The organism is Candidatus Amarolinea dominans (assembly GCF_016704685.1).
Taxonomy (GTDB): Bacteria; Chloroflexota; Anaerolineae; order SSC4; family Amarolineaceae; genus Amarolinea; species Amarolinea dominans.
In genome coordinates, this window is sequence record NZ_JADIZS010000017.1 from 1 (window position 1) to 21,365 (window position 21,365).

At 62.1% G+C, this 21,365-nt stretch carries 15 protein-coding genes; 3 read left to right on the top strand and 12 right to left on the bottom strand.

Going from position 1 to position 21,365, the window contains the following annotated elements; genetic code table 11:
- From IPF85_RS12470 to IPF85_RS12480, 3 genes are all read right to left on the bottom strand, one after another.
- On the bottom strand, positions 1-1,563 hold a 1,563-nt coding region (locus IPF85_RS12470; RefSeq protein ID WP_343408414.1), incomplete at its 3' end, for a peptide ABC transporter substrate-binding protein.
- Between the two features lie 426 nt (positions 1,564-1,989).
- On the bottom strand, positions 1,990-2,364 hold the full coding sequence (locus tag IPF85_RS12475) for an Ig-like domain-containing protein (protein ID WP_343408415.1): 375 nt from the start codon (positions 2,362-2,364) through the stop codon (positions 1,990-1,992).
- Between the two features lie 102 nt (positions 2,365-2,466).
- The gene (locus IPF85_RS12480) at positions 2,467-2,853 is read right to left on the bottom strand and encodes a hypothetical protein (protein WP_343408416.1); all 387 of its coding nucleotides are present in this window, start codon (positions 2,851-2,853) and stop codon (positions 2,467-2,469) included.
- A gap of 284 nt (positions 2,854-3,137) precedes the next feature.
- On the opposite strand from IPF85_RS12480, the gene IPF85_RS12485 reads away from it, so the two are divergent.
- Positions 3,138-3,947: an AAA family ATPase gene (locus tag IPF85_RS12485; protein WP_343408417.1), complete on the top strand. Its 810-nt coding sequence runs from the start codon at positions 3,138-3,140 to the stop codon at positions 3,945-3,947.
- Between the two features lie 194 nt (positions 3,948-4,141).
- On the opposite strand, the gene IPF85_RS12490 is transcribed toward IPF85_RS12485, so the two are convergent.
- The 3 genes from IPF85_RS12490 to IPF85_RS12500 all read right to left on the bottom strand — a co-directional run bounded on the left by IPF85_RS12490 (position 4,142) and on the right by IPF85_RS12500 (position 8,569).
- The gene (locus tag IPF85_RS12490) at positions 4,142-4,297 is read right to left on the bottom strand and encodes a hypothetical protein (RefSeq protein ID WP_343408418.1); all 156 of its coding nucleotides are present in this window, start codon (positions 4,295-4,297) and stop codon (positions 4,142-4,144) included.
- A 111-nt stretch (positions 4,298-4,408) separates the two neighbouring features.
- Positions 4,409-4,924 (bottom strand): nuclear transport factor 2 family protein, encoded by a 516-nt coding sequence (locus IPF85_RS12495; RefSeq protein ID WP_343408419.1) that lies wholly within the window; start codon positions 4,922-4,924, stop codon positions 4,409-4,411.
- Between the two features lie 348 nt (positions 4,925-5,272).
- Positions 5,273-8,569 carry a BTAD domain-containing putative transcriptional regulator gene (locus tag IPF85_RS12500; protein WP_343408420.1) on the bottom strand — a complete coding sequence of 1,099 codons (3,297 nt, stop codon included), beginning with the start codon at positions 8,567-8,569 and terminating at the stop codon, positions 5,273-5,275.
- A gap of 217 nt (positions 8,570-8,786) precedes the next feature.
- On the opposite strand from IPF85_RS12500, the gene IPF85_RS12505 reads away from it, so the two are divergent.
- Positions 8,787-11,387, top strand: a complete 2,601-nt coding sequence (locus tag IPF85_RS12505) for a helix-turn-helix domain-containing protein (protein WP_343408421.1) — start codon at positions 8,787-8,789, stop codon at positions 11,385-11,387.
- Positions 11,388-11,404: 17 nt separating this feature from the next.
- Here IPF85_RS12505 and IPF85_RS12510 read toward each other — a convergent pair whose 3' ends face one another.
- The 5 genes from IPF85_RS12510 to IPF85_RS12530 form a co-directional block, all read right to left on the bottom strand.
- Positions 11,405-11,539, bottom strand: coding sequence for a hypothetical protein (locus IPF85_RS12510; protein WP_343408422.1), 135 nt, complete (start codon positions 11,537-11,539; stop codon positions 11,405-11,407).
- A gap of 63 nt (positions 11,540-11,602) precedes the next feature.
- Positions 11,603-12,349: a hypothetical protein gene (locus IPF85_RS12515; protein WP_343408423.1), complete on the bottom strand. Its 747-nt coding sequence runs from the start codon at positions 12,347-12,349 to the stop codon at positions 11,603-11,605.
- 437 nt (positions 12,350-12,786) lie between these two features.
- The gene (locus tag IPF85_RS12520) at positions 12,787-14,184 is read right to left on the bottom strand and encodes a MazG family protein (protein WP_343408424.1); all 1,398 of its coding nucleotides are present in this window, start codon (positions 14,182-14,184) and stop codon (positions 12,787-12,789) included.
- 273 nt (positions 14,185-14,457) lie between these two features.
- Complete coding sequence (locus tag IPF85_RS12525; protein ID WP_343408425.1) at positions 14,458-16,848, bottom strand: SpaA isopeptide-forming pilin-related protein; 2,391 nt, start codon at positions 16,846-16,848, stop codon at positions 14,458-14,460.
- 227 nt (positions 16,849-17,075) lie between these two features.
- On the bottom strand, positions 17,076-18,581 hold the full coding sequence (locus tag IPF85_RS12530) for a pre-peptidase C-terminal domain-containing protein (protein ID WP_343408426.1): 1,506 nt from the start codon (positions 18,579-18,581) through the stop codon (positions 17,076-17,078).
- Here IPF85_RS12530 and IPF85_RS12535 point away from each other — a divergent pair.
- Positions 18,574-19,020 (top strand): hypothetical protein, encoded by a 447-nt coding sequence (locus IPF85_RS12535; protein WP_343408427.1) that lies wholly within the window; start codon positions 18,574-18,576, stop codon positions 19,018-19,020. The genes IPF85_RS12530 and IPF85_RS12535 overlap by 8 nt on opposite strands.
- Positions 19,021-19,047: 27 nt before the next feature.
- On the opposite strand, the gene IPF85_RS12540 is transcribed toward IPF85_RS12535, so the two are convergent.
- Positions 19,048-21,327 carry a DUF3344 domain-containing protein gene (locus IPF85_RS12540; RefSeq protein ID WP_343408428.1) on the bottom strand — a complete coding sequence of 760 codons (2,280 nt, stop codon included), beginning with the start codon at positions 21,325-21,327 and terminating at the stop codon, positions 19,048-19,050.
- Between the last annotated feature and the right edge of the window lie 38 nt (positions 21,328-21,365).

Genomic DNA, 21,365 nt, shown 5'->3' on the forward strand with positions numbered 1-21,365 from the left:
CACCTCATGCACCCAGTTGTTCTCGTCCGGATAGTCGGCGCACCAACCCAGGTACCAGACTTGTGACCGCCCTTGCAGGGGCGTTGAGGGTTGGATCGTGGTGAGGAAGACCTTCCCTTCCTGGTTCGCGAGCTCCACGTTGATGCCCAACCCTTGCTTCCACATGGCCTGGATGGCCTCGGCAATCTGGCGGAGTCGGTCCGAGGCCGTATGTAAGAAGGTGATGGTCGGAAAACCCTTGCCGTCCGGATACCCTGCCTCCGCCAGCCACTGCCTGGCCTGTGCCAGCGCCTTGTCATAGCCCCAGCCGCCCATCTCTATCGGCAGCGTCCACGGCGCAATGTCCAGGGCGCCCGCGGCGTTGCCAAAAATGGAGCTCGGGGCGAAGGTGTTGGCGGAAATCTGGCCGCCCTTGAGCACGTTCTCGATCAAGCCCTGGCGGTCAATGGCGGCCGAGAGCGCCTTGCGCACCAACACGTTGTCCATCGGCGGCTTGCTGTTGGTGAAGCCCACAAACACACTGCATGCAGCCGGCACGCGGTAGAACTCCTTGCTCAACACAGGATCGGTCTTGACGCGCTCGATATCTCCCAAGGGCACGCTCTCCGTGTCCAGCTTGCCGGCCTCGTACATCGCGAAGGATGGCGCTGAGTCAACCAGCATGCTCATCTCGATGCGTTCGATATTGCCGGACACATTGCTCCAGCCGTACCAGAATGGGTTCTTCTCGAGCACCATGTTATCGTCGTGGAACCAGCTCACCAGCGTGTAAGGGCCATTCGTGACGATGGAGCCAGGCTCGGTCCAGCGTTCGCCCTTCTCTTCAATCACGGCGCGATATTGCGGCCGGTTGACCCACATGCCGGCGATGGCCAGGAAATAGGCAGCCGGGGTATTCACGGTCAACTGCACGGTATAGGCGTCGGGAGCGCTGGCTCCGACACCATCCACCAGGGCCTGCAGCTCGGCCGCGCTTAATTTGGCAGCGTCCGCGGTGTTCAGCGCCTTGCAGCCGGCGATGATGTAGTCCACGTACGCGTAGGTCGAAGCCGTGCGCGGGTCGCACGTGCGCTTGACGCCATAGACCACGTCGGGCGCCGTCACCGGTCCCAGCTTCTGCACCCCGCCGGTCGGCGTGTAGCGCACCCAGGAGACGTCGTCACGCAGCTTGAACGTGTAGGTCAGTCGGTCCGCGGAGAGGCTCCACGCCGTCGCCAGTTCCGGTGCGACGCTGCCGTCCGCCTCGATGTCGGTCAGGCCCAGGAAAAGATTCTCGATGATATCAACCGCCGACACCTCTGCGCCCAGAGAGGGGTCCAGGGTATGTGGCTCGCCGCCCAGGTTGATATGCAGGGTTACTTTGTTGCCGGCCTGGGGCGCCGGGGTGACACCCGTTGGCTCGGTCGGCGCGGTCGGCTCGACCACCGTCGGCGCCGCGGTCGGCTCAACCGCGACGGTCGGCACGATCTGGGCAACCGGCGGGGTTGGCGCGGGGCAGGCCGTCAGCGCCAGGCTCACGGCGATCAGCACGACCAAAGGCATGGCCCATTTCTTGTAAGACATTTTCGGTTCCTCCTTGTGACATGGCGTACAGGTCACTCACGTCTGTTCCCGACGATCGCGCGGTGATTCGCCGTGAACATGAAGTGCGGTGACGATAAGCGGGGTTGCTGATAACAACGACTGCGGATAGTAAACCCCAAAGGCTCCCACATAGCAAGCCCCTGACCGATACAAAACCGATACAAGTATGGTAACTGCTAACCCCGCGCACCAGTTTGGACAGGATTGACAGGATGAACAGGATTCTCGCCTTGCGGTGCGCAAAACGTATCTTCTCAATTTGTAGGGGCGCACCCTTGCGGTCGCCCACGCGGGCACGCTCACGGCGCGGGTAGGCTGAAATAGGAAGGGGCCGCCTGCATGGGCAAGCGACCCCTCGATCCGCATTGGCATTTTCCACCCTCGATGGAAGAAACTCATCTCAGGTCAAGGCACGATTTCTGGCCAGTACCAGACGAACCATTCCGCCTTGCTCTCGGCCTGACCATCGCTGACGACGTAGCCGCCGTGGGCAATCAGACCTTGCGCGTTCCCCCCTGCGGGCCAGTCAATGAAGACCCGCACTTCCTTGCCGTTCACAATCTCGGCCTTGCCGCCTTCAACCAGCGGCAGGCTGGAGATCGTAAGCACGTCCCCATCGGGATCCACGTCGTTTTCCAGGACCGGAATCGTGAGGACCTGGACGGGATGGTACAACAGGATGACCTCATCGTCGTTGGCGATGGGCGGCTGGTTGCGCGGGCCTAACGCCGGCAGACCAGACATCAGAAACAGGGTGACAATCAGCGTAATCAATCGCATCGTAGATCTCCTCGCATTATAAAGTAGTCGGAACGGAGCGCACAGGGCCGGGCAGGAGGTGGGAGTGCTGGCAGCCTGCCCGGCACATCGGGTATCGCCCATCTAGTGGATATGGAACACACAACTGATCTCGGAGGTGCCGTTTGGCAGCACGGTCGCGGCATAGGCTTGCGAGAGCAGGGTGTCCTCTCCGTAGCGAGTGACACAGGGGATCTTGGTTTCGTAATAGGTCAACTTGATCGGATACCGGGGCAGGACTGCGCCGGGTGGCAAGGCGCCGACACAATTCACCTGGACGATATTCTCGGCCACATCGGTGGTCTGCACCTTCGATTCCGTCGTTTCTTGGGGTCTTGCGACGCCATCAGGCAGCCGACATGGCTGACCCATGGACACCAGGTAGAAGGGCGCCGATGGTTTGGCGTTGGCCGCAACCGCGGTCACGCTGAACACAACGATCAGCAGCGAGACAATGGACAACTTTTTCATACGGTTACTCCTTCGTGCGTCATCAAATGGCTTATACTGGGGTTGGCAAGCTCGTGATATGTCGTGACCACCTCCTCTACAAAGAACCACACGGGCGAAGTCAGCCGCCGCAGGGCGGCTTCGCAATCGTTGCAGCGACCTCGGTCGCCCGGACCAGTGACTCTATTAAGCCACAGTCGCTCCCCGGATGACAGCACAAACCGATAGTCAAACCGATACAGATGTGATACAATCACGGCAACTGACTATCGGTGACTGTTCGAACCTTGTGAATGGGGAACCCGATGAACTCGATTCAGACTTTTGGACAGTGGATTAAGCAACGGCGCAAGGCGCTGGGTCTGACGCAGAAGGAACTGGCGCAGCAGGCGGGCTGCGCCGAGGTGACGCTACGCAAGATCGAAGCCGGCGACCTGCAACCCTCAGGACAACTGGCCGCCTCCCTGGTCGCGGTCGCGGGTGTGGCAGACGCTGATCTGCCCGCGAGGGTGGGGTTTGCGCTGGGCGGCGGCGAGAGATATGCGCCGGCCGGCCGCTGGAGCAAGCCGCGGCGTCCGCACAACTTGCCGGCCCAGCTCACCCCGCTGCTTGGCCGTGAGCTCGATATCGCGGCCGTGCGCAGTCGTCTGCGCGAGGGCGCGCGGCTGATCACCCTGCTGGGGCCGCCCGGTGTGGGCAAGACCCGGCTGGCGCAGGCCGTGGCCGAGGAGGTGCTGGAAGAGTTCGAGGATGGCGCCTTCTTCGTGCGCCTGGCGCCGGTCTCCGATCCTGACCTGGTGGCCGCGACGATTGCCCAGACCCTGGGCTTGCAGATGAGCGGCTCGAACTCAGCGGCCCTGCAGTTGCGCGCGTACCTGGAGGAGAAGCACCTGCTGCTGGTGCTGGACAACTTCGAGCAGGTGGTCGAGGCCGCGCCGTTGGTGGACGACCTGCTGCGCCGCTGCGCCTGGCTGCACGTGCTGGTCACCAGCCGCCAGCCGCTGCGCGTACGCGGCGAGCGCCAGGCGCCGGTGCGGCCGCTGGCCCTGCCCGCCGAACTCCCCGGCGCCAGCCAATCCACCGCCAGCCGGCTGAATCGTAACATCAAGCACTAACTGCGGATGAACAGGATTCTCGCCTTGCGGTGCGCAAAACCATCGGTACAGGGGGCCAAATAGGGTGATGGCTGAAGATCGCCACGCTCACGGCGCGGGTAGGCTGAAATAGGAAGGGGCCGCCTGCATGGGCAAGCGACCCCTCGATCCGCATTGGCATTTTCCTACCCTTGATGGAAGAAACTCATCTCAGGTCAAGGCACGATTTCTGGCCAGTACCAGACGAACCATTCCGCCTTGCTTTCGGCCTGGCCGTCACTGACGACGTAACCGCCGTGGGCAATCAGACCTTGCGCGTTTCCGCCGCTGGGGGGCCAGTCAATCAAGACCCGCACTTCCTTGCCGTTCACAATCTCGGCCTTGCCGCCTAGTGGATATGGAACACATCAAGGTCGGAAATTAGTGTGCGGGCTTGAGGTGCTGGCGGCTCCGCGAGACAGGCAGAGCCAGTTGGAACCCTATCAATTCCCTGCCACCGGCGTGAACTCCACTGTACGTATCTGCTCGACCAAGAAGATATTCTGCCACTTGCCCTCGCGGTTGACCCAGAGTGAGCCAACTGTGCGTGGGTTCGAGAAATCTGCGCCGTCGTACGAGCCGTTGAAGTTCAACGGATAGGTGACCATGTAGGCATCGGGCGTGATCATCTCCACGCGTATCTCACCCAGATCGGGCTTGCGAACGACCAGTTTCTCATCTGCGATGCCAGCTAACGCGGCGGCCCGCTCGATGTACGCTCCATCGGGGCCAATCTGGTAAAAGTTGGGGTCTGTTTCGGCATCCAGCGTCTTCCAGTCGCGATTGATGTAGAGGTCAAACGTTCCAAGTTCATGTTTGACCGCCTCCGCCTTCATCTGCTCGATCCATGCTGCAGATTGTGAATTGGCCCCGCTGGGTTGGATCGCTTGACAGCCGCCCAAAAGTACACCTACGATCAACAGAACACAGGCAATGATGCGATAGGATTGACTTGACATGGTTTTCTCCTTAGTATAGGTCACTTGGCATAGAACATTTAGATACAAACGTACAAACAGGACAAAAAAATTTGCTTTTCAGATCGGCTCATTGATCATGAACAGACGATGGCAACCCCGCGTTGGCAGTGATTTCTGTTGGGGGTGTTGGCATGGACTTGAGCCATAGCATAGCAGACGGAGCGTTCTAAAAGCGTTCTTTGGGGCGTTCTTTGGTAACGAATTTGCGGAGAAAGAGGTAGGTTTAGTGAGACAGTGCGTCAGTGCGTCAGTGCGTCAGTGCGTCAGAATGGACAGTGCGACTGTCTTACTGATCCACTGTCCCACTGCTTTTCTGTTCTGTATAACTCAGTCAATCAGCGCGGCCAATTCTGCCAGCAAATTTTTTGCCGCTTGCAGATCGGCCGTGTCAAACCCTTCGCTGAACCAGGCATAAACCGTTGCCAGTTGTTGATAGGCGTGCGTGTGCATGTTTTGGCTTTGCCACAGGCGCGCTAGGCTCATACAGGCGCGTAGCTCCAATGCTTTGGCGTGCTGCTGGTGGGCGATATCAATTGCCTGCTTGTAACAGCTTGCGGCTGCCACGGCGTCGTGCTCCGTTTTCCACAGGAGTTCGCCGCGCAAACGCCACAATTCGGCTTGCCAAAAATGCTCGGCAATCCGCTCCGCAAAGGCGAATGCCTCATCCACCACAGCCAGGGCCTCAGCATAGTAGCCAGCCAGCAACTGGGCTTCGGCCAACACGGCGAGGTACCAGGTGATTTCAATATAGACGCCAGCGCGCTTCATGCTCGCCAAGCCTTGCTGTATGCGCGCAAAGCCCAGCTCGGAATTGCCTTGGCGAACCAAAGACCAGCCAGAGAGGATCAGGCCACATTCAAGAAAGACCATCAATTCGTATTGGGTGGACAGCCTAATCAGCTCGTCGGCCAATGCCTGAAGTGCGGCAACCGAATCAAGGAAGTAATCAATCCACGCCAGAAATTCGAGCGAAATCGCCAGGCTGAAGCCTTGGCGTGTTTCACGCGCCTGGATCATGCCGGCCGCGTAACGGCTGCGCGCTTGGTCAGGATAGCCCAGCATCCACAAAATGGAGGCTTCAGTGCCAATATGATTGATCGCCGGCGGAAAGCCAGAAAGTTGGCAAAAGCGTTGATAGCCCTCATTGTCAGGTTTAGTCACCGGATAGGCAAGATCAGCGTAGGCCGCTTCCAACTCACCATAGAGCCATTTTGTCAGGGCGAGCTGGTTACAGGCATCTTCAATCATGGCTGGTTCTTGCAACTGGTAGGCCATTGTTGTGAGACTTTCGGCAATTTCACGAGTCTCTCGCCATCTTCCTGTATGTGAATAGGACGACCACAGATTCCGTTGTGAAAGATAAAGTTCCCATTTTCGCCCAAGTTGGCGGCTCAATTGTTCCGTTCGCCAATATAATTGTTCCAATTCTTCATCGCTCCCACCGCGCAGCGCCAGCAAACTATGGCCGAGGGGAGCCAGTAAGGAAAGTTCTTGCTCTTGGCGCGCCCTGCTATCTGGCAGCGTCATGAGTAAGGCCACGGCGCGGCGGGCATAATTTATCGTATCATGGATGGCATACTTGGCGTGAGCAGCGGTCGCGGCCTGTTGATAATGACCGATCGCCTGTTTGACCAAGCCGGCTTCTTCGCAATGTACAGCTATTTGCGCCCTCACCAGAGCCAGTTCACCGGCATAGACTTGCTCTAAGGCCTGCGCCACGTGGCCGTGTAAATGCCGCCGCTGCGCTGGGGGAATCTGTTGATAGGCCACCTCGCGTATGCGATCATGGCTAAAGTCATAGTCCTGCACGCCCTGCTCACGCACAATGCGCCGCTGCCACAATTCATCCAGATGGCGGACAAGCGTCTCTTCGTCCCAACCGCTGGCCTGGGTCAACACCGGCAAGGTAAACGAGCGGCCAATGGTGGCGGCCAGTCTGGTCAATTCGAGCGCGGGTGGCGAAAGCTGGGCCAACCGAGTCTGGATGACCGCTTGCACCTTGGGCGGGAGGGATTGGAGACTAGAAATTGGCGACTGAAGATCAGGGCTTGCTGACGGGTCTCCGCTCTCAACTCTCGGCTCTTGCTGTCCAGTCCGCACCATCTCTACAATGAACAGTGGATTGCCTTCGGTGGCGGCATAGAGTTTGGTTAACGCCGCGCTAGCCAACGGCTGCTCTGCCACCGCCGTGGCTAGCGCGGCAGTTTCGGCAGCATCCAACGGCCCTATGGCGATTTCCGTCAACTGTTCGGCGGCGCGCAAGGCCAGCACCAAGGTGGACAATGGGTGATCGGGCGTTGCTTCTTCTGTACGCACCGTACCCACAATGAGCAAACGGGCCTGCGGGTCAAAGCGCAAGAGAAAGTGCAACCACTCCAGGGTTTCCTGGTCACACCACTGGAGATCGTCAAGCACCAAGAGCAATGGTTTGGCGGGAGCCAGCAAGGTACGGGCGAGAGCCTCAAAGAGCCGCTTGCGTTGCCAGCTCTCGCTGAGCGGTCCTGGCAGCGACAAATCGGGCCGTTCAATTAGGATCTCGGGCAAGATGCGCGCCACTTCGCTGAGCCAAATGACCGGTAGTTGTTGGCGCGCGGCGGCCAACGTCGCGCTGCGCAGCCAGTCGGCAATCGGGACATAGGCCAGCCTACCCTCAGCAGCATAGGCGCGTGTGTGGGCAGTGAGCTGCCCCTGCGCGCCGACCCAATGCGCCAATTCTTCGGCCAGCCGCGTTTTGCCAATGCCCGCTTCTCCCGCTACCAGCACAAAATGGGCCTGCCCCGCAGCAGCCAAACGCCAGGCAGCTACGAGCTTGTGCCATTCCAACTGGCGCCCGACCAGCGGTGTGGCAACCGTCAACCTGGCTGCTGGCCTCTTGTTCGTGACCGGTGCACCGTCTGTCTGCAACAGGCCTTCGTAGAGCTCACGCGTGGCTTGGCTGGGTTCGACCCCCAGTTCGCGCAACAAGGTAGTGGCACAGGTGTGATAGACACGTAAGGCAGCAGCCCGCTCACCCACCAATCCATGCAGTTGCATTAGGCGGCGATAAGAAGCCTCGTGGAGGGGGTCGTGGTGCAACAGACGCAAAGCATGAGGAATGGCCGCCCCATACGCACGCTGATCTTCGAGTTCGCCAATCAACCGTTCCATGGCTTGGGCAAATTGTTGGCGCAATCGTTCGCGTTCGGGCAGAATCCAATCGTCATAGCAGCCGGGCAAGAGTTCACCCGCATAGAGGGCAACCGCTTTTTCCAGCCTTGCAAGCGTGGCTTGGCCGATGGCCGGTTCGGTTTGTGTACACAGCGTTTGAAAAGCGGCTACATCCAGCGTAAAGGGCGCGTCATGGCGCCATTGGAGCGTTGCATGGTCAATGCTTACATAGTGATCAACCCGGGGCAAATAGTGGCGCAAATGGTGCACCAACTGGCGCAGATTGGTTTGTGCTTGTTTGTCGGTCGTATCGGGCCAGAAGAGAAAGGCGAGCTGACGGCGGGATTGGGGTACGTGACGATGAAGAAGCAGGTAGGCCAACAAGGATTGCAGGCGCGGCTGATTGAGGCCCGTTACGGGCTGATCCCCGTAGAGCAGGTGAAAATCGCCCAGGAGATGGATGTAGAGGATTGGCATTGGGGTCTCTTGGTCGCTGCATACTGCACGTATCAAGGTGAATTTTGAGCATTGCGTCAGTCGCTTGTGACTCTCTCCACCGATTATGGCGATTGTATCACAGCGAAGCGAAAAAGGCACGCTCTCCACAAACCAATAGTCAAACCGATACAGATGTGATATAATCGGGGCAACTGACTATCGGTGGCTGTTCGAGCCTTGTGAATGGGGTGACCCGATGAACTCGATTCAGACTTTTGGACAGTGGATTAAGCAACGGCGCAAGGCGCTGGGTCTGACGCAGAAGGAACTGGCGCAGCAGGCGGGCTGCGCCGAGGTGACGCTGCGCAAGATCGAAGCAGGCGACCTGCAACCCTCAGGACAACTGGCCGCCTCCCTGGTCGCGGTCGCGGGTGTGGCAGACGCTGATCTGCCCGCGAGGGTGGGGTTTGCGCTGGGCGGCGGCGAGAGGCGTGCGCCGGCCGGCCGCTGGAGCAAGCCGCGGCGTCCGCACAACTTGCCGGCCCAGCTCACCCCGCTGCTTGGCCGTGAGCTCGATATCGCGGCCGTGCGCAGCCGTCTGCGCGAGGGGGCGCGGCTGATCACCCTGCTGGGGCCGCCGGGCGTGGGCAAGACCCGGCTGGCCCTGGCCGCCGCGGAGTCCGTGCTGGACGAGTTCGAGCACGGCGTCTTCTTCGTACGCCTGGCGCCTGTCTCCAATCCTGACCTGGTGGCCGCAACCATCGTGCAAGCCCTCAACGCCTCGTCGAGCGGGCCGAATCCACCGGCCTTGAAATTGCGCGCCTACCTGGAAGAGAAGCATCTCCTGCTGGTGCTGGACAACTTCGAGCAGGTGATCGAGGCCGCGCCGCTGGTGGATGGCTTGCTGCGCCGCTGCTCGTGGCTGCATGTCCTGGTCACCAGCCGGCAGCCGCTGCGCATGCGTGGCGAGCGGCAGGTGCCGGTGCTGCCCTTGACCCTGCCCGCGCAGTTCCCAGGCGTCGCCCAGCTCACCGCTGACGAAGCGCTGCGCTATCCGGTTGTGGCCCTGTTCGCGGATCGCGCCGCCGCGGTGCAGCCCGACTTTACCGTCACGGACAGCAATGCCGCGGCCGTGGTCGAGCTGTGCCGCCGATTGGACGGCCTGCCCCTGGCCATCGAGCTGGTCGCGGCGCGCGTCAAACTATTGCCGCCGGCCGAGCTGCTGGCGCGCGTGCGCGGGACCTGGATGCTTTCTGTGGATGGCCTGCGCGACGTGTCGCCGCGGCAGAAGACCTTGCGTGGCGCCTTCAGTTGGAGTTTTGACTTGCTCTCCCCATCCGAACAAACCCTTTTCACCCAGTTGGCCGTGTTCGCCAATGGCTTCACCCTGGAAGCGGCGGAAGCGCTGTGCGGAGATGAGAGTACAAAATCCCAGGTTGTGGACGGGATCGCGTCGCTGCTGGACAAGAGCCTGCTGCGCCGTGAGATCGGTCCGCGCGGCGAGTCGCATTACAGCTTGCTGGAGACAGTGCGCGAGTATGCCCTGGAACGATTGGCCCTGAGCGGCCGCGAAGCAGAGCTGCTTGCGCGCCATGCGGGCTACTTCGTACAGCTCGTGGAAAACGTCGAGAGGATAGACCCGGACCCCGGACGCATCCAGCTTCACCGCCTGCTCGACAATGACATCTACGACATCCGGGCTGCCCTGGCCTGGGCAATGACTCATGACGTGCAGGCCGCCCTGCTGCTCACCGCCGCCCTCTTGGAGTGGCTCTCCGCACGCGGGCCTTTTGTCGAAGCGACGCGGCTGATCCACGAGGTTTTCGCCCTACCCGGCGCCGCGGAGCGTACGATGGCGCGGGCGAAGGCGTTGTGTGAAGCGGGATTGCTGCTGCAATTTGTGGGTGAGAATGTCGAGGCCCAGGCCTTTGCCGAGGAGAGCCTGGTTCTCAGTCAGGAGCTGGGGTACGGCAAGGGCGAAGCCGATGCCTTGCTGGCGCTGGGGCGCATTGCCACCGGGTGGGGCGACCGGGACGCGGCCCAGCGGCATCTGGAAAATGCCCTGGCACGCTACCGAACCCTGGGCGCGCCAGGCGGCGTCTCCCAGTCGCTGGCGCTGCTGGGTGAAATCGCACTTGAACAGGCAGACCTGCCGCGCGCACAGGCGTTGTGCGAAGAGTGCCTCGCCGTCGCCCAGCGCGCGGGTTTTGCGTACCCCTGGCCGCTCGGCATTCTGGCCAACCTGGCCTGGGCTGAGGGTGATCTGGCGCGGGCGCGCTTGCTCAACGAGCAGAGACTGGCAGGCGAACGCCAGCGCGGCGTCAAAGGCAGCATTGCGCACACCCTCTTGGAACTGGGGACTGTGGCGACTCGCCAGCGCGACTTTCCGGCAGCCCACCTCTTTCTCGACGAGGCCTTTATCCTACTGAAGGAACAGGGCCACGAAAACTATCTGCGCGCTGGCTACCTGCGCCTGGCCGCGCTGCTGCAGGCCGAAGGCGACTACGGGCAAGCGGTTCAATGGTATCGGGAGGGCCTGGCGGGCGCAGCACACTACCCAGCGACGTGGGGTCCTTGCCTTCTGAACCTGGCCTCGCTGGCCGCAGCCCTGGACCAGGACGAGTTAGTCGCCAGGCTGCTGGGCGCGACGGAGACCGTGAATGAGACAGGCACGCGTCTGCTGCCCATCGAGCGCAGCGACTACAACCGGCTGGCTGACTCAGCCCGCGCGCACCTGGGCGCCGCGGCCTTCGACGCCGCGTGGGCGCAGGGCCACGCGCTGACATTCGAACCGGCCGCGGAGGAGGTGGTGGCACGGCTGGAGGCTGCGCTGCAGGTTCAACCACGATCTACCTGAAAGATCCGAAATTCGGGTTAGCGGTCGTCGCGGAAATTCGGACAGGCGGTATCGTCGAAATCCACGTTCTCGCCATCATCGCTGATAGGACTGCAGGCGTCGCAGTCGCTTCCTGTTGGTCTGTTGACGACGATGGTGTTCTCAAGCGTCACGGCGCCATCGTTTTTGATGCTGCCGCTCTCGACGCCAGTGCTATTGCCTGCGAAGAAGCCCCGTCACTTCAAGAACGCGAAAGTAGCAATGACGGTCTCCCAGACCGCCTTGGCATCTGGTTGCGACTTCGGGTATGCCAGATCGAGATGTGATGGGATAACCATTAGAATGTAGAGTCGGTCATCATGAATGATGAAGGTCTGAGAGGTTGTCAGTCTCCCCGGAAGGCCCTCGACGATTTCCGCCGGCTCGCCGCCGATGGTCGTGATAGTGCGCGTGAAGGGCGCGCTGGCGATGAGCGTTGGGGCGATAGGCCGCGTATCAGTGATGGGTACGATAGTCCACCAAATGACCGCATCCACAGCTTGCGCGAGGGTTTGGCCGGCTGCGATAGGTGAGCTACTGATCGACATATTAGCCTGGTCCGGTTCAGGGACACCACTCTCCAGGAACGGTCCATCAACATAAGTCGTACGATTCTCAGGGTTATCAGGGTAATGGATGCTAAAGCGTGACGGATAGTGGAAACAGTAGTCGGCGTCCCGACTGATATACACCAGCGTATCCTGAACGGCGCTGCGGCAGCCAATGGGCAGATTGGGGGTCGAGGTAGTGGCAGGCGCGGAGGGCGTGATGGGAACCGGAGTCCACAACTCCGGGGTGGGCGAGGCAGGCGGTGTGCCTTCTTCCACGGAAGGACGCGGCGATGCCGTAGGAGGCGGAGCCGGTGTTACAGCGGCCCCATCCCGTGGCTCCATACAAGCCGAGAGAACCAATAACAAGCAGAATGCGACAATGATCTGTTTCATTTCACAATACCTTCGCCAAAAAGACTGAGTCCAACACCTTTGTCAGTCAATTCACAGCAGGAGCCGTCGCCCAAGTGGAGCAATGGTGAAGTCCGCCGACACGGGCGTTGGTGCAAGAGACAACGCCGGGGGCAGGACCGCGCTCGACAGCAGCGCCACCGATACGAACAGAACAAACCAATGCTGCACTTTCATTTGACAGCGATGCATGCCGGCAGTACAATGCCGCCCGTTGTCTGATCCCCGACCGATACGATCAAGCTATCTCACCGCCAGCGGCAACGCTGCACGGTGTTCCAGCGGGGCGCCAGTCTCACCCACGGGTCCGTGAGGCTGCAACAGATTTTGTGCCAGCTCCGACGAGCAGTGCAGGCAGAGAAACTCAACGGCGAGTTTGTCTACCTGCACTCTTTGTTTCTGGGGCCAGCGTTCCTTGCTCACTCCCACCAGGTTACCCGCTCGGCTGGCACCAGCGCGCTGAGGGTGACGCCGGCGGCCTGTGCGCGAGTCTCCACCGCGCGGACTTGCGCGGCAAAGCGCGCATTGGCCTGGCGTAAGGCCCGTTCGGGGTCGACGCCGCGCGCACGGGCTTGGGCCACGAGGGCAAAGAGCAGGTCACCAAACGCCTCCTCGTCGGCCGGGATCACTCCGGGATCTGGTACGGGCGCACCGGGCCAACCGAGGCGTGCCACGCGGCGCTGATATATTTCGGCCTGCATCAGGGCCGGCAGCGCGGACGGCACGCTGCCCAGCGTGGATTCGACCTCGCCCTTCGTCTGGCGCTCGGCCGCTTTGATCTTCTCCCAGTTCTGCAACACCTCATCCACATTCTGCACGTCCAGCCCGCTGAAAACGTGGGGATGGCGCCGGATCAACTTGGCGATGATGTGACTGAGCACATCGGCCAGGCGGAATTCGCCTTCCTCGGCTGCAATCTGCACCTGCATGGCAAGATTGAGATACAGATCGCCCAGCTCTTCAGACAGGAGGTGCGCATCCCCGCTCTCGATGGCCGCTATCACCTCGTAGGTTTCTTCCAGCAGCGGGCTGACCAGCGATTCGTGCGTCTGCTCGCGGTCCCAGGGGCAGCCGTCGGGCGCGCGCAGGCGAGCCACGATCTCCTGCAGCGCGTCATAGCCGCCCGCATGGGGCAGTGGCGGAATGTACAACGCGGTCAGGTGATCGAAGAAGCTGCCGGCATGGTCCAGTTCGTGCAAGGGAAGCTGCAGCGTCTGGCTGGCCGGCGTGCCGGCCGCCTGCACCAGGGTCAGTGGATGATCTTCCGGGTAGGTGTTGAGCAGCACCAGCTTGACTTCGCCGGCCAGCAGGCGGCTGTAGAGTTGGCCCAGAATCGCCGGGCGGTCGGGATCAAGCGGCGCGTGGTGTTTGTTGGCAAGCAGCATGGCATCGGCAATTTGCAGGCCGTCCAGGGCATCCACACGCAGCGCGGTCAACAGCGGCTCGATGAAGCTCAGGCCCTCGACGATGCGCACGCTCAAGCCCTGCGCCGCCGCGGCCCGCTGGATGAGTTGGGTGGTTGTTTCGCCCACGGCCGGATGGCCGGGCACCGCGTAGACCACGCCCTGTGGCCGTGCGGCCAGTTCCAGGATGCGGGCGCTGATGGTTTGGTAGACATCGGCAAACGCGTCGGTCTGTTCATAGACCTCATCGAAGCTGACCAGGTGCAGTCCAGGCACAGCCCGCAGCGCGTCCACGGTTGGGTGGCGCGCCGTGCGCAAGTAGACTTCGGGCGCCTGCGTCAAGATTTCCCAGGCCTCGCGGGTCAGGAGACGCGGGTCGCCAGGCCCTAGCCCCACAATGGTGATGTTGTTCATGGCAACGGTTTCGACCTCAGCAGAATGGCAGGCGCAAAACGCCCGCGCCCAACCATACCACAAGCAGCCCGGTCAACCAAATGCGCAAAGGGCGCCGCCATTCCAGGTCGGCACCTCCACAGGGACAGGGGCAATTCGGAAACGGAGCGCACCGCAGCCACGAATGACACGCCCGAAGCAGAGAGCACAAAGAAGCGGCAGGTTCGCCGCCCGTGGGCGACTTCTCTGTGCTCTTTGTGCTCTCTGTGGTAAAGAATTCGTTCAGTCTTAGCGTCAGCGATAGGTTCGACGAATCTCGGCCAGGGCCGGGAAGTCGTAGAAGACGCTGATGGTGTTGCTCAGGCGGTTGCCCACATAGACCAGGTTGTTGGCCGGGTTGACCACGACAGCCAGCGGGAAATCGCCGGTCATCCGCAGACTGATCGGCTCGCGCAGCACGCCGCTCAGGCGAGTCACGCTGTCGTCGTTGGCATTGACCGCCATGATATGGCCGTTGTTGGGGTTGACCGCCAGGCCCGCGCCGCCGTCGCCGCTGCTGCCCACCAGCACCGACTCGAGTTGGGTCGCGCCGCCGCCGCTCAGGCCATAGAAGCGCACCCGCTGATCCGGCTCTCCGCGTACAGCGTAGGAGACCACCATTTGGTTACGCGTGGCATCGAGGGTCATGCCAAACGGTTCGCCGCCCGGGTACAGCGTGAGCAGCGGCTCGATCAGGTTGGTGTTTCCGTTCACCGACATGACGCGGTCAATGTCACGCAACCCGACGTAGATGCGGTTGAAGTTCGGGTGTACGGCCAGTCCCCATGCGCCGGCGCCAACGCCAACCGTGGTCAAGAGAGTGTCATTGACGCTGTCAATCACGGCCAGACGTCCATCGCCGTGCAGCGTCACATAGACGCGGTTGGTGATGGGGTTGACGGCCACCCAGCACGGCTCGCGGTAGGGCGCCATCGAGATGGTGCGGATCACGGTGTTGGTGGCCGGGTTGATGACCGATACGCTGTTGCTGTCGAAGTTCGCCACATAGACCTTGTTGGTCGTGGCATTGTAGGCCACACCAAAGGGGCGGGCGCCCACCGGAATGGTCGTCACGACATTGTTGGCCGCGGTGTCTATCACATAAACCCAGTTGTGGGCCTGGCTGGCCACGTAAAGGCGCTGGGTGCTGGGGTGCAGGGCCATGCCCTTGGGATGGTCAATGCCGGTGATGTCAGGGAAGATGACCGGCGTGGGCGTCGGGGTCGGCGTCGCGGTCGGCAACAGGCGGTTGCGGAAGCGCACTTCGATGCAGGGGCCGGTCTGCGCCAGGGTCACGTTGAATTGAGCCGGCGAGAGCGGTTCCCAGCCAGTCTGCATCTCTTCCCACAGGGTGTAGGTGCCCCAGGGCAGGTTGTCGAAGCGGAAGCGGCCGCTGGCATCGGTGACACGCGTGTAAACCGGCTCCGCCTCATCACTCAGGCGGACGCGGATGGTCCATCCGCCCAGGCCGGCATAGGCCGCGTTGACCTTCGTGCCGGCAATGCAGCCGCGCGGGACCAGGTAGTAATCGTTGGCGCCCAACGGGAGATAGCGCGGGGCCGGGGTGCGGGTCGGCGTTGGCGTGCGCGTTGGCGTACTCGTCGGGGTGGCTGTAGGCGTTGGCGTATGGGTCGGCGTCGGGGTCGGCGTGTTGGTCGGCGTCGGGGTATTCGTCGGCGTCGGCGTCGGGGTATTCGTCGGCGTCGGCGTCGGGGTATTCGTCGGCGTTGGCGTCGGGGTGTTGGTCGGCGTTGGCGTCGGGGTATTCGTCGGCGTCGGCGTGTTGGTCGGCGTCGGCGTCGGCGTGTTCGTCGGCGTATTCGTCGGTGTGGGCGTATTGGTGGGCGTGGGCGTCCACGGCCAGTTGCCAAAGAACAGCGTGGCGGTGACGTTGTTCTGAATCTGCACCAACTGCTGTGCGGGCGAGATGCTTGGCTCATAGCCAGACGGCCAACTGATCTCGCTCACGGTGTACGTGCCTACGCCGAGGTGTGTGAACGAGAGGATGCCGCTGCTTGTGGTGGTGCGTGTGAACACCTCAGAGAAGGGAGGCGGGAAGCGCAGGGTGAAAATTGCGCCGGCCAGCCCATTCTCGCCCGGCTCCTGGACGCCGTTGCCGTTGGCATCCACGAATTTGACGATGCGCAAATCACCCGTGTCCTGGGTGACGAAGAAGACGACCTCGGCCGCTGCTTCGAAGCCGTTGTCCGAGAAATACTCGACCCGTGCGATGTAGCGTTCATGCGTCAACGAAATGGGCACGGTATAGGTCACCGGAAGTTGAAACGTGCGGGTCACGTTCAGCCCACTGGTGTTCAGGTAGGTGGCTGTTTCAATGACCTGGCTGGAGTCAAAGTTACGCAGAGCGTAGGTCACGTGGCTGGGCGTGGCGCCACCATAGCCCAGAACCTCCCAGTGCATCGTTTCCAGTTCGCCTGGGCGCAGGGCGGATGGCGGCGCTGGCGAACGGGTGAGGAGCACCGAGCCATCGGCCGGGTCCAATGCCGGTTGCGCGGACTGCACGAGCAATATCTGCGCAGCGGGTAGGGTTGGCGGCGCGCTGGCGGCCACGCCGATAGCCAGCAAAGCGATCAGGCTGATGCCCACAAGCAGGGCCAGGGTCAGGGTCAGGTGTCGAAGTCGCATTTTGTCGTCTCCTATGTGGAACAGGGGGAATCGAACGGGGGAATGGTGACGTCATTGTACACAACATGACGCCCTGAACCAACTCAGGTGACGCCGCGCCTGTGCTTGCCCCAAAAACAAAGCGGAGGTCGCACAAGTCAGAAAACTCTGCTCGTACAACCCCCGCCTGACTGTTGTGCTTCGACACCTGCCATCGGAGGCGACAGGTGTCGAAGTGATGAGTGACGCTAGTTGTCGGTGAAGATGGTCACCTTGGCCTGGTCACGAGAACCGACATAGACCCGGTTGTTGGTCGGATTCACGTCCAGCATGAACGGGTTGCGGGCCGTGGCTACCGTGCGCAGCAAGGTGAAGGCGTTGGTGGTGCCGTTGTAGCTGTACACCCGCACCTGGTTCAACTTACTGTTGACCAGCAAGACATGGCCTGTGGTCGGGTTGACGATCAGGCCGCCGCCGCCATCTGCTTGATCCTGCGGCATATCCACCTGGCCGGCCGGGGTGAGACCCTGCGCGGTGGTGCGGTAGGCCATCAGGCGGAACGGGATGTCGCCTTCGCCGATGATGACGAAGACCCGACTGAGCGACGGCGCGTAGTGGATGGCGTACGGGATGGCGCCCACAAACGGCGACACCGACTGGTCTTCGAAGGTGTTGCCGGTCACACCGTCAAGCGTGGCGATGTTACCGGTGTCACGGTTAGTCGTGTAGATGCGGTTCAGGGTTTCGTTGACGGTTGCGCCCCAAGCGCCCACGCCACCGGACCACTTGAGCGCCAGGCGCCGCTCATCCACGCCGCTGATGATCCCCATGACATCCCAGGCGTGGCTGATGCTGTAGATGCGATTGGTGGTCTGGTTGATGTCCAGGAAGGTGGTTTCAGGGCCAATCTGCACCGTGGCAATGACGCTGTTCGTGGCGCCGTTGATCACGGAGACGGTTCCGTCCACATAGTTGTTGACGTAGACCTTGTTGGTCGCCGTGTTGACCGCGACACCGAATGGCTCGTCGCCGACACGAATCTTGATGATCGTCTGCAAGGTACTGGCGTTGACCACGAACAGTTCATCGGTGTCGCGGCTCGCCAGGTACAGGCGGTTGGTCAGCGGGTTGATCGCCACACCCTTGGCGTGCGTCAAGCCCGGAATGTCAATATCACCACCGACGGGCGGCGTCGGCGTGCGCGTTGGGGTACGCGTTACGGTCGGCGTCGGCGTGCGGGTTGGGGTGCGGGTCGGCGTCCGGGTCGGAGTGGCCGTCAGCGTTGCCGTTGGGGTTGGCGTCGGCGTACGCGGCAGGATATTGATGATGCCCGGGACATACTGGCGGAACGGCCCTGGCTCGGCCTTGATGGAGTAACCGAGACAGTCACCACGGTTGTAGAAGTCGCGCACCATCAGATAGTATGTCGCCTGAGCAGGCGCCACGAATACGATCTGCGAAGCTACGCCACCGCCGGTGTAATCATCGTTGGTGATGAGCAGCGTAGTGCCATCCGTGTCATAGAGGCGCATGATGGTATCCGCGCCCAGCGTCAGGTTGAACGTGGTAAAGGTGTAGGCGCGATTGGCCTGCAGATTGACACGGAACCAGTCCTGGTCACCGGTGACATGGAAGTTATGTACCTGAGCCGAGCCATTCGTGGGTAGGAGGGTGGCACTGGTGTAACTGTTGTCCGGCTCATACTGATCCGGCTGGCAGAGCGGCGTCGGCGTTGGGGTCGGGGTATTGGTCACAGTCGGCGTCGGTGTACGCGTCGGGGTATTCGTCGGCGTGTTGGTCGGCGTCGGCGTACGCGTCGGGGTATTCGTCGGCGTGTTGGTCGGCGTCGGCGTACGCGTCGGGGTATTCGTCGGCGTGTTGGTCGGCGTCGGCGTACGCGTCGGGGTATTCGTCGGCGTGTTGGTCGGCGTCGGCGTCGGTGTGTTGGTCGGCGTCGGCGTCGGCGACGGTGTGTTGGTCGGCGTCAGCGTCGGTGTGTTGGTTGGCGTCGGCGTCGGCGTGTTGTCGGCGTCGTCGGCGTGTTCGTCGGCGTCGGCGTCGGCGTCGGTGTATTGGTCGGCGTCGGCGTCGGCGTGTTGGTCGGCGTCGGCGTACGCGTCGGCGTCGGCGTCGGTGTGTTGGTCGGCGTCGGTGTTGGCGTCAGCGTCGGCGTACGTGTCGGGGTGTTGGTAGGCGTCGGCGTCGGCGTATTGGTCGGCGTCAGCGTCGGCGTGTTCGTCGGCGTTGGCGTACGCGTCGGCGTGTTCGTCGGCGTTGGCGTCGGCGTTGGGGTATTCGTCGGCGTGTTAGTCGGCGTCGGCGTCGGTGTGTGGTCGGCGTCGGCGTCGGCGTGTTGGTCGGCGTCGGCGTCGGTGTGTTGGTGGGCGTCGGCGTCGGCGTGTTGGTCGGCGTCGGCGTCGGCGTCGGCGTGTTGGTCGGCGTCGGGGTATTCGTCGGCGTCAGCGTGACCGTGGGAGTATTCGTTGCAGTCGGGGTCGGTGTGGCAGTGGGGCCGCCCGGCGTCCACGTTGGCGTCGCGGTGGGGGTGATGGTCGGCGTCGGTGTATTGGTCGGCGTCGGCGTCGGCGTCGGCGTGTTCGTCGCCGTCGGCGTCGGGGTGTTCGTCGGGGTATTGGAGGGTGTCGGCGTCGGTGTATTGGTCGGCGTCGGCGTCGGGGTCGGGGTGTTGGTCGGCGTCGGCGTCAGGGTTGGGGTGTTGGTCGGCGTCGGCGTCGGTGTTGGGGTGTTCGTCGGCGTCGGCGTCGGCGTCAGGGTTGGGGTGTTGGTCGGCGTCGGCGTCGGGGTTGGCGTATTGGTCGGCGTCGGCGTCGGGGTGGGCGTATTAGTCGGCGTCGGCGTCAGGGTTGGCGTATTGGTCGGCGTCGGTGTCGGCGTTGGCGTATTGGTCGGCGTCGGCGTCGGGGTTGGGGTGTTGGTCGGCGTCGGCGTCAGGGTTGCCGTACCGGTGTTCGTGGGGGTCGGGGTTGGGGTGTTCGTCGGCGTCGGCGTCGGCGTCGGTGTATTAGTTGCGGTCCCCGTCGGCGTATTGGTTGGCGTCGGCGTCGGGGTGTTGGTTGGCGTATTGGTCGGCGTCGGTGTCGGCGTCGGTGTACGCGTCGGCGTGTTCGTCGGCGTCGGTGTCGGCGTTGGGGTATTCGTCGGCGTCGGTGTCGGCGTCGGCGTGTTCGTCGGCGTCAGGGTTGGCGTCGGCGTCGGCGTCGGTGTACGCGTCGGCGTGTTCGTCGGCGTCAGGGTTGGCGTCGGCGTATTGGTTGGCGTGTTCGTCGGGGTCGGCGTCGGCGTATCCGTGGGCGTCGGCGTCGGCGTCGGCGGCTTGGGTGTGTCCGTCGGCGTTGGCGTCGGCGTCGGGGTGTTTGTCGGCGTATTGGTCGGCGTCGGCGTGCGTGTCGGCGTCGGGGTGTTCGTCGGCGTCAACGTGGGCGTCGGCGTTGGCGTCGGCGTCGAGGCGCAGCCGCTGAGCTGGATCTCAAAAGTCTGGACGATCCACTCCAGATCGGGCGAATTGGTGTCCTTGGATTCTGCCTGCAGCAACTGCCAGGTGGTCGTGACAGGCACGGTGATGGTTGTGCTGTAAACATCCATATAATTGCCGCGATTGGCAATGTACGGATTGTTGGCGATCAACGTTCCGGTAATGAAGAGGTCGGACGTGATGGGCAAGGTGCCGGTAATACCTTGCTGACCCCACAGGCCAGAACCCTGTGTGGGCTGGACACCGCCAACCACGGACCAAGTGAGAGCCTGGCGCGCGCTGCCAGGAGGAGTCTGATCGTAGGCATCCACACCGGAGAACTCGGTCGGGTCGGTTCCGGCGGCCAGCGTCGGTGGGCCGAAGTGGCCACGGGCGATGTCCAAACCCTCGTTCAGCCAGACGTGGTACGGCAAGCGGCCAGTCTGCTTGTAGACAACAACCAGCGCAGCACCGTTGCTATAGGACCCGATGGTTACGCCGGAGATGAGATAACTGGACGCGCCGGGGCCGGTGACCAGGGCTGTAACGTCGGCCCAATAGGCATGGGCGTAGAGGACACTGCTCCACTTGCCAAAGTAATCTCCGTCGGACGTGACCGGTATACTATTGAGCGTCACATTGAAGTTGGAGCCATTGATCAGTGTCGTGGCGTTGTTCCAATACAAATAGGCCTTGAACACGTTGCCAGGAATGGTGATATTAATCGTTCCTGACGTCAAGCCATCGAGGCCAATTCCGGAGGCAACCACGCCGTAGCCACCGTCCAGTTGGTCAAAGCACGTGCCCCACTCGCGCGCGGTTTGGAGTGGTGCGTCATCAATGCCAATGGGCGCCTCCCGATCGGCGCCTACCGAAGTAACGCCGGGTTGCAGCACCAGGCCAAGCAAGAGCAGGATGATACCGCAAAGCAGCAGCCAGGGCTGAGAGCGGATTACCTGCCGGGCAGATCCGCGGGCGTGCGGCGCAGCCTCCGGATGAAGTTGCAGGGGAGAACGCGGGTGAGTCATAAGCCACCTCCTGTGTCGCGCAATGTCAGTCTGCCTGT

Bases quoted from the DNA above. Each gene is read 5' to 3' on its own strand.
- IPF85_RS12520 (WP_343408424.1), bottom strand. From the start codon at position 14,184: ATGAACAACATCACCATTGTGGGGCTAGGGCCTGGCGACCCGCGTCTC.
- IPF85_RS12515 (WP_343408423.1), bottom strand. From the start codon at position 12,349: ATGAAACAGATCATTGTCGCATTCTGCTTGTTATTGGTTCTCTCGGCT.
- IPF85_RS12500 (WP_343408420.1), bottom strand. From the start codon at position 8,569: ATGCCAATCCTCTACATCCATCTCCTGGGCGATTTTCACCTGCTCTAC.
- IPF85_RS12540 (WP_343408428.1), bottom strand. From the start codon at position 21,327: ATGACTCACCCGCGTTCTCCCCTGCAACTTCATCCGGAGGCTGCGCCG.
- IPF85_RS12505 (WP_343408421.1), top strand. From the start codon at position 8,787: ATGAACTCGATTCAGACTTTTGGACAGTGGATTAAGCAACGGCGCAAG.
- IPF85_RS12475 (WP_343408415.1), bottom strand. From the start codon at position 2,364: ATGCGATTGATTACGCTGATTGTCACCCTGTTTCTGATGTCTGGTCTG.
- IPF85_RS12480 (WP_343408416.1), bottom strand. From the start codon at position 2,853: ATGAAAAAGTTGTCCATTGTCTCGCTGCTGATCGTTGTGTTCAGCGTG.
- IPF85_RS12485 (WP_343408417.1), top strand. From the start codon at position 3,138: ATGAACTCGATTCAGACTTTTGGACAGTGGATTAAGCAACGGCGCAAG.
- IPF85_RS12495 (WP_343408419.1), bottom strand. From the start codon at position 4,924: ATGTCAAGTCAATCCTATCGCATCATTGCCTGTGTTCTGTTGATCGTA.
- IPF85_RS12525 (WP_343408425.1), bottom strand. From the start codon at position 16,848: ATGCGACTTCGACACCTGACCCTGACCCTGGCCCTGCTTGTGGGCATC.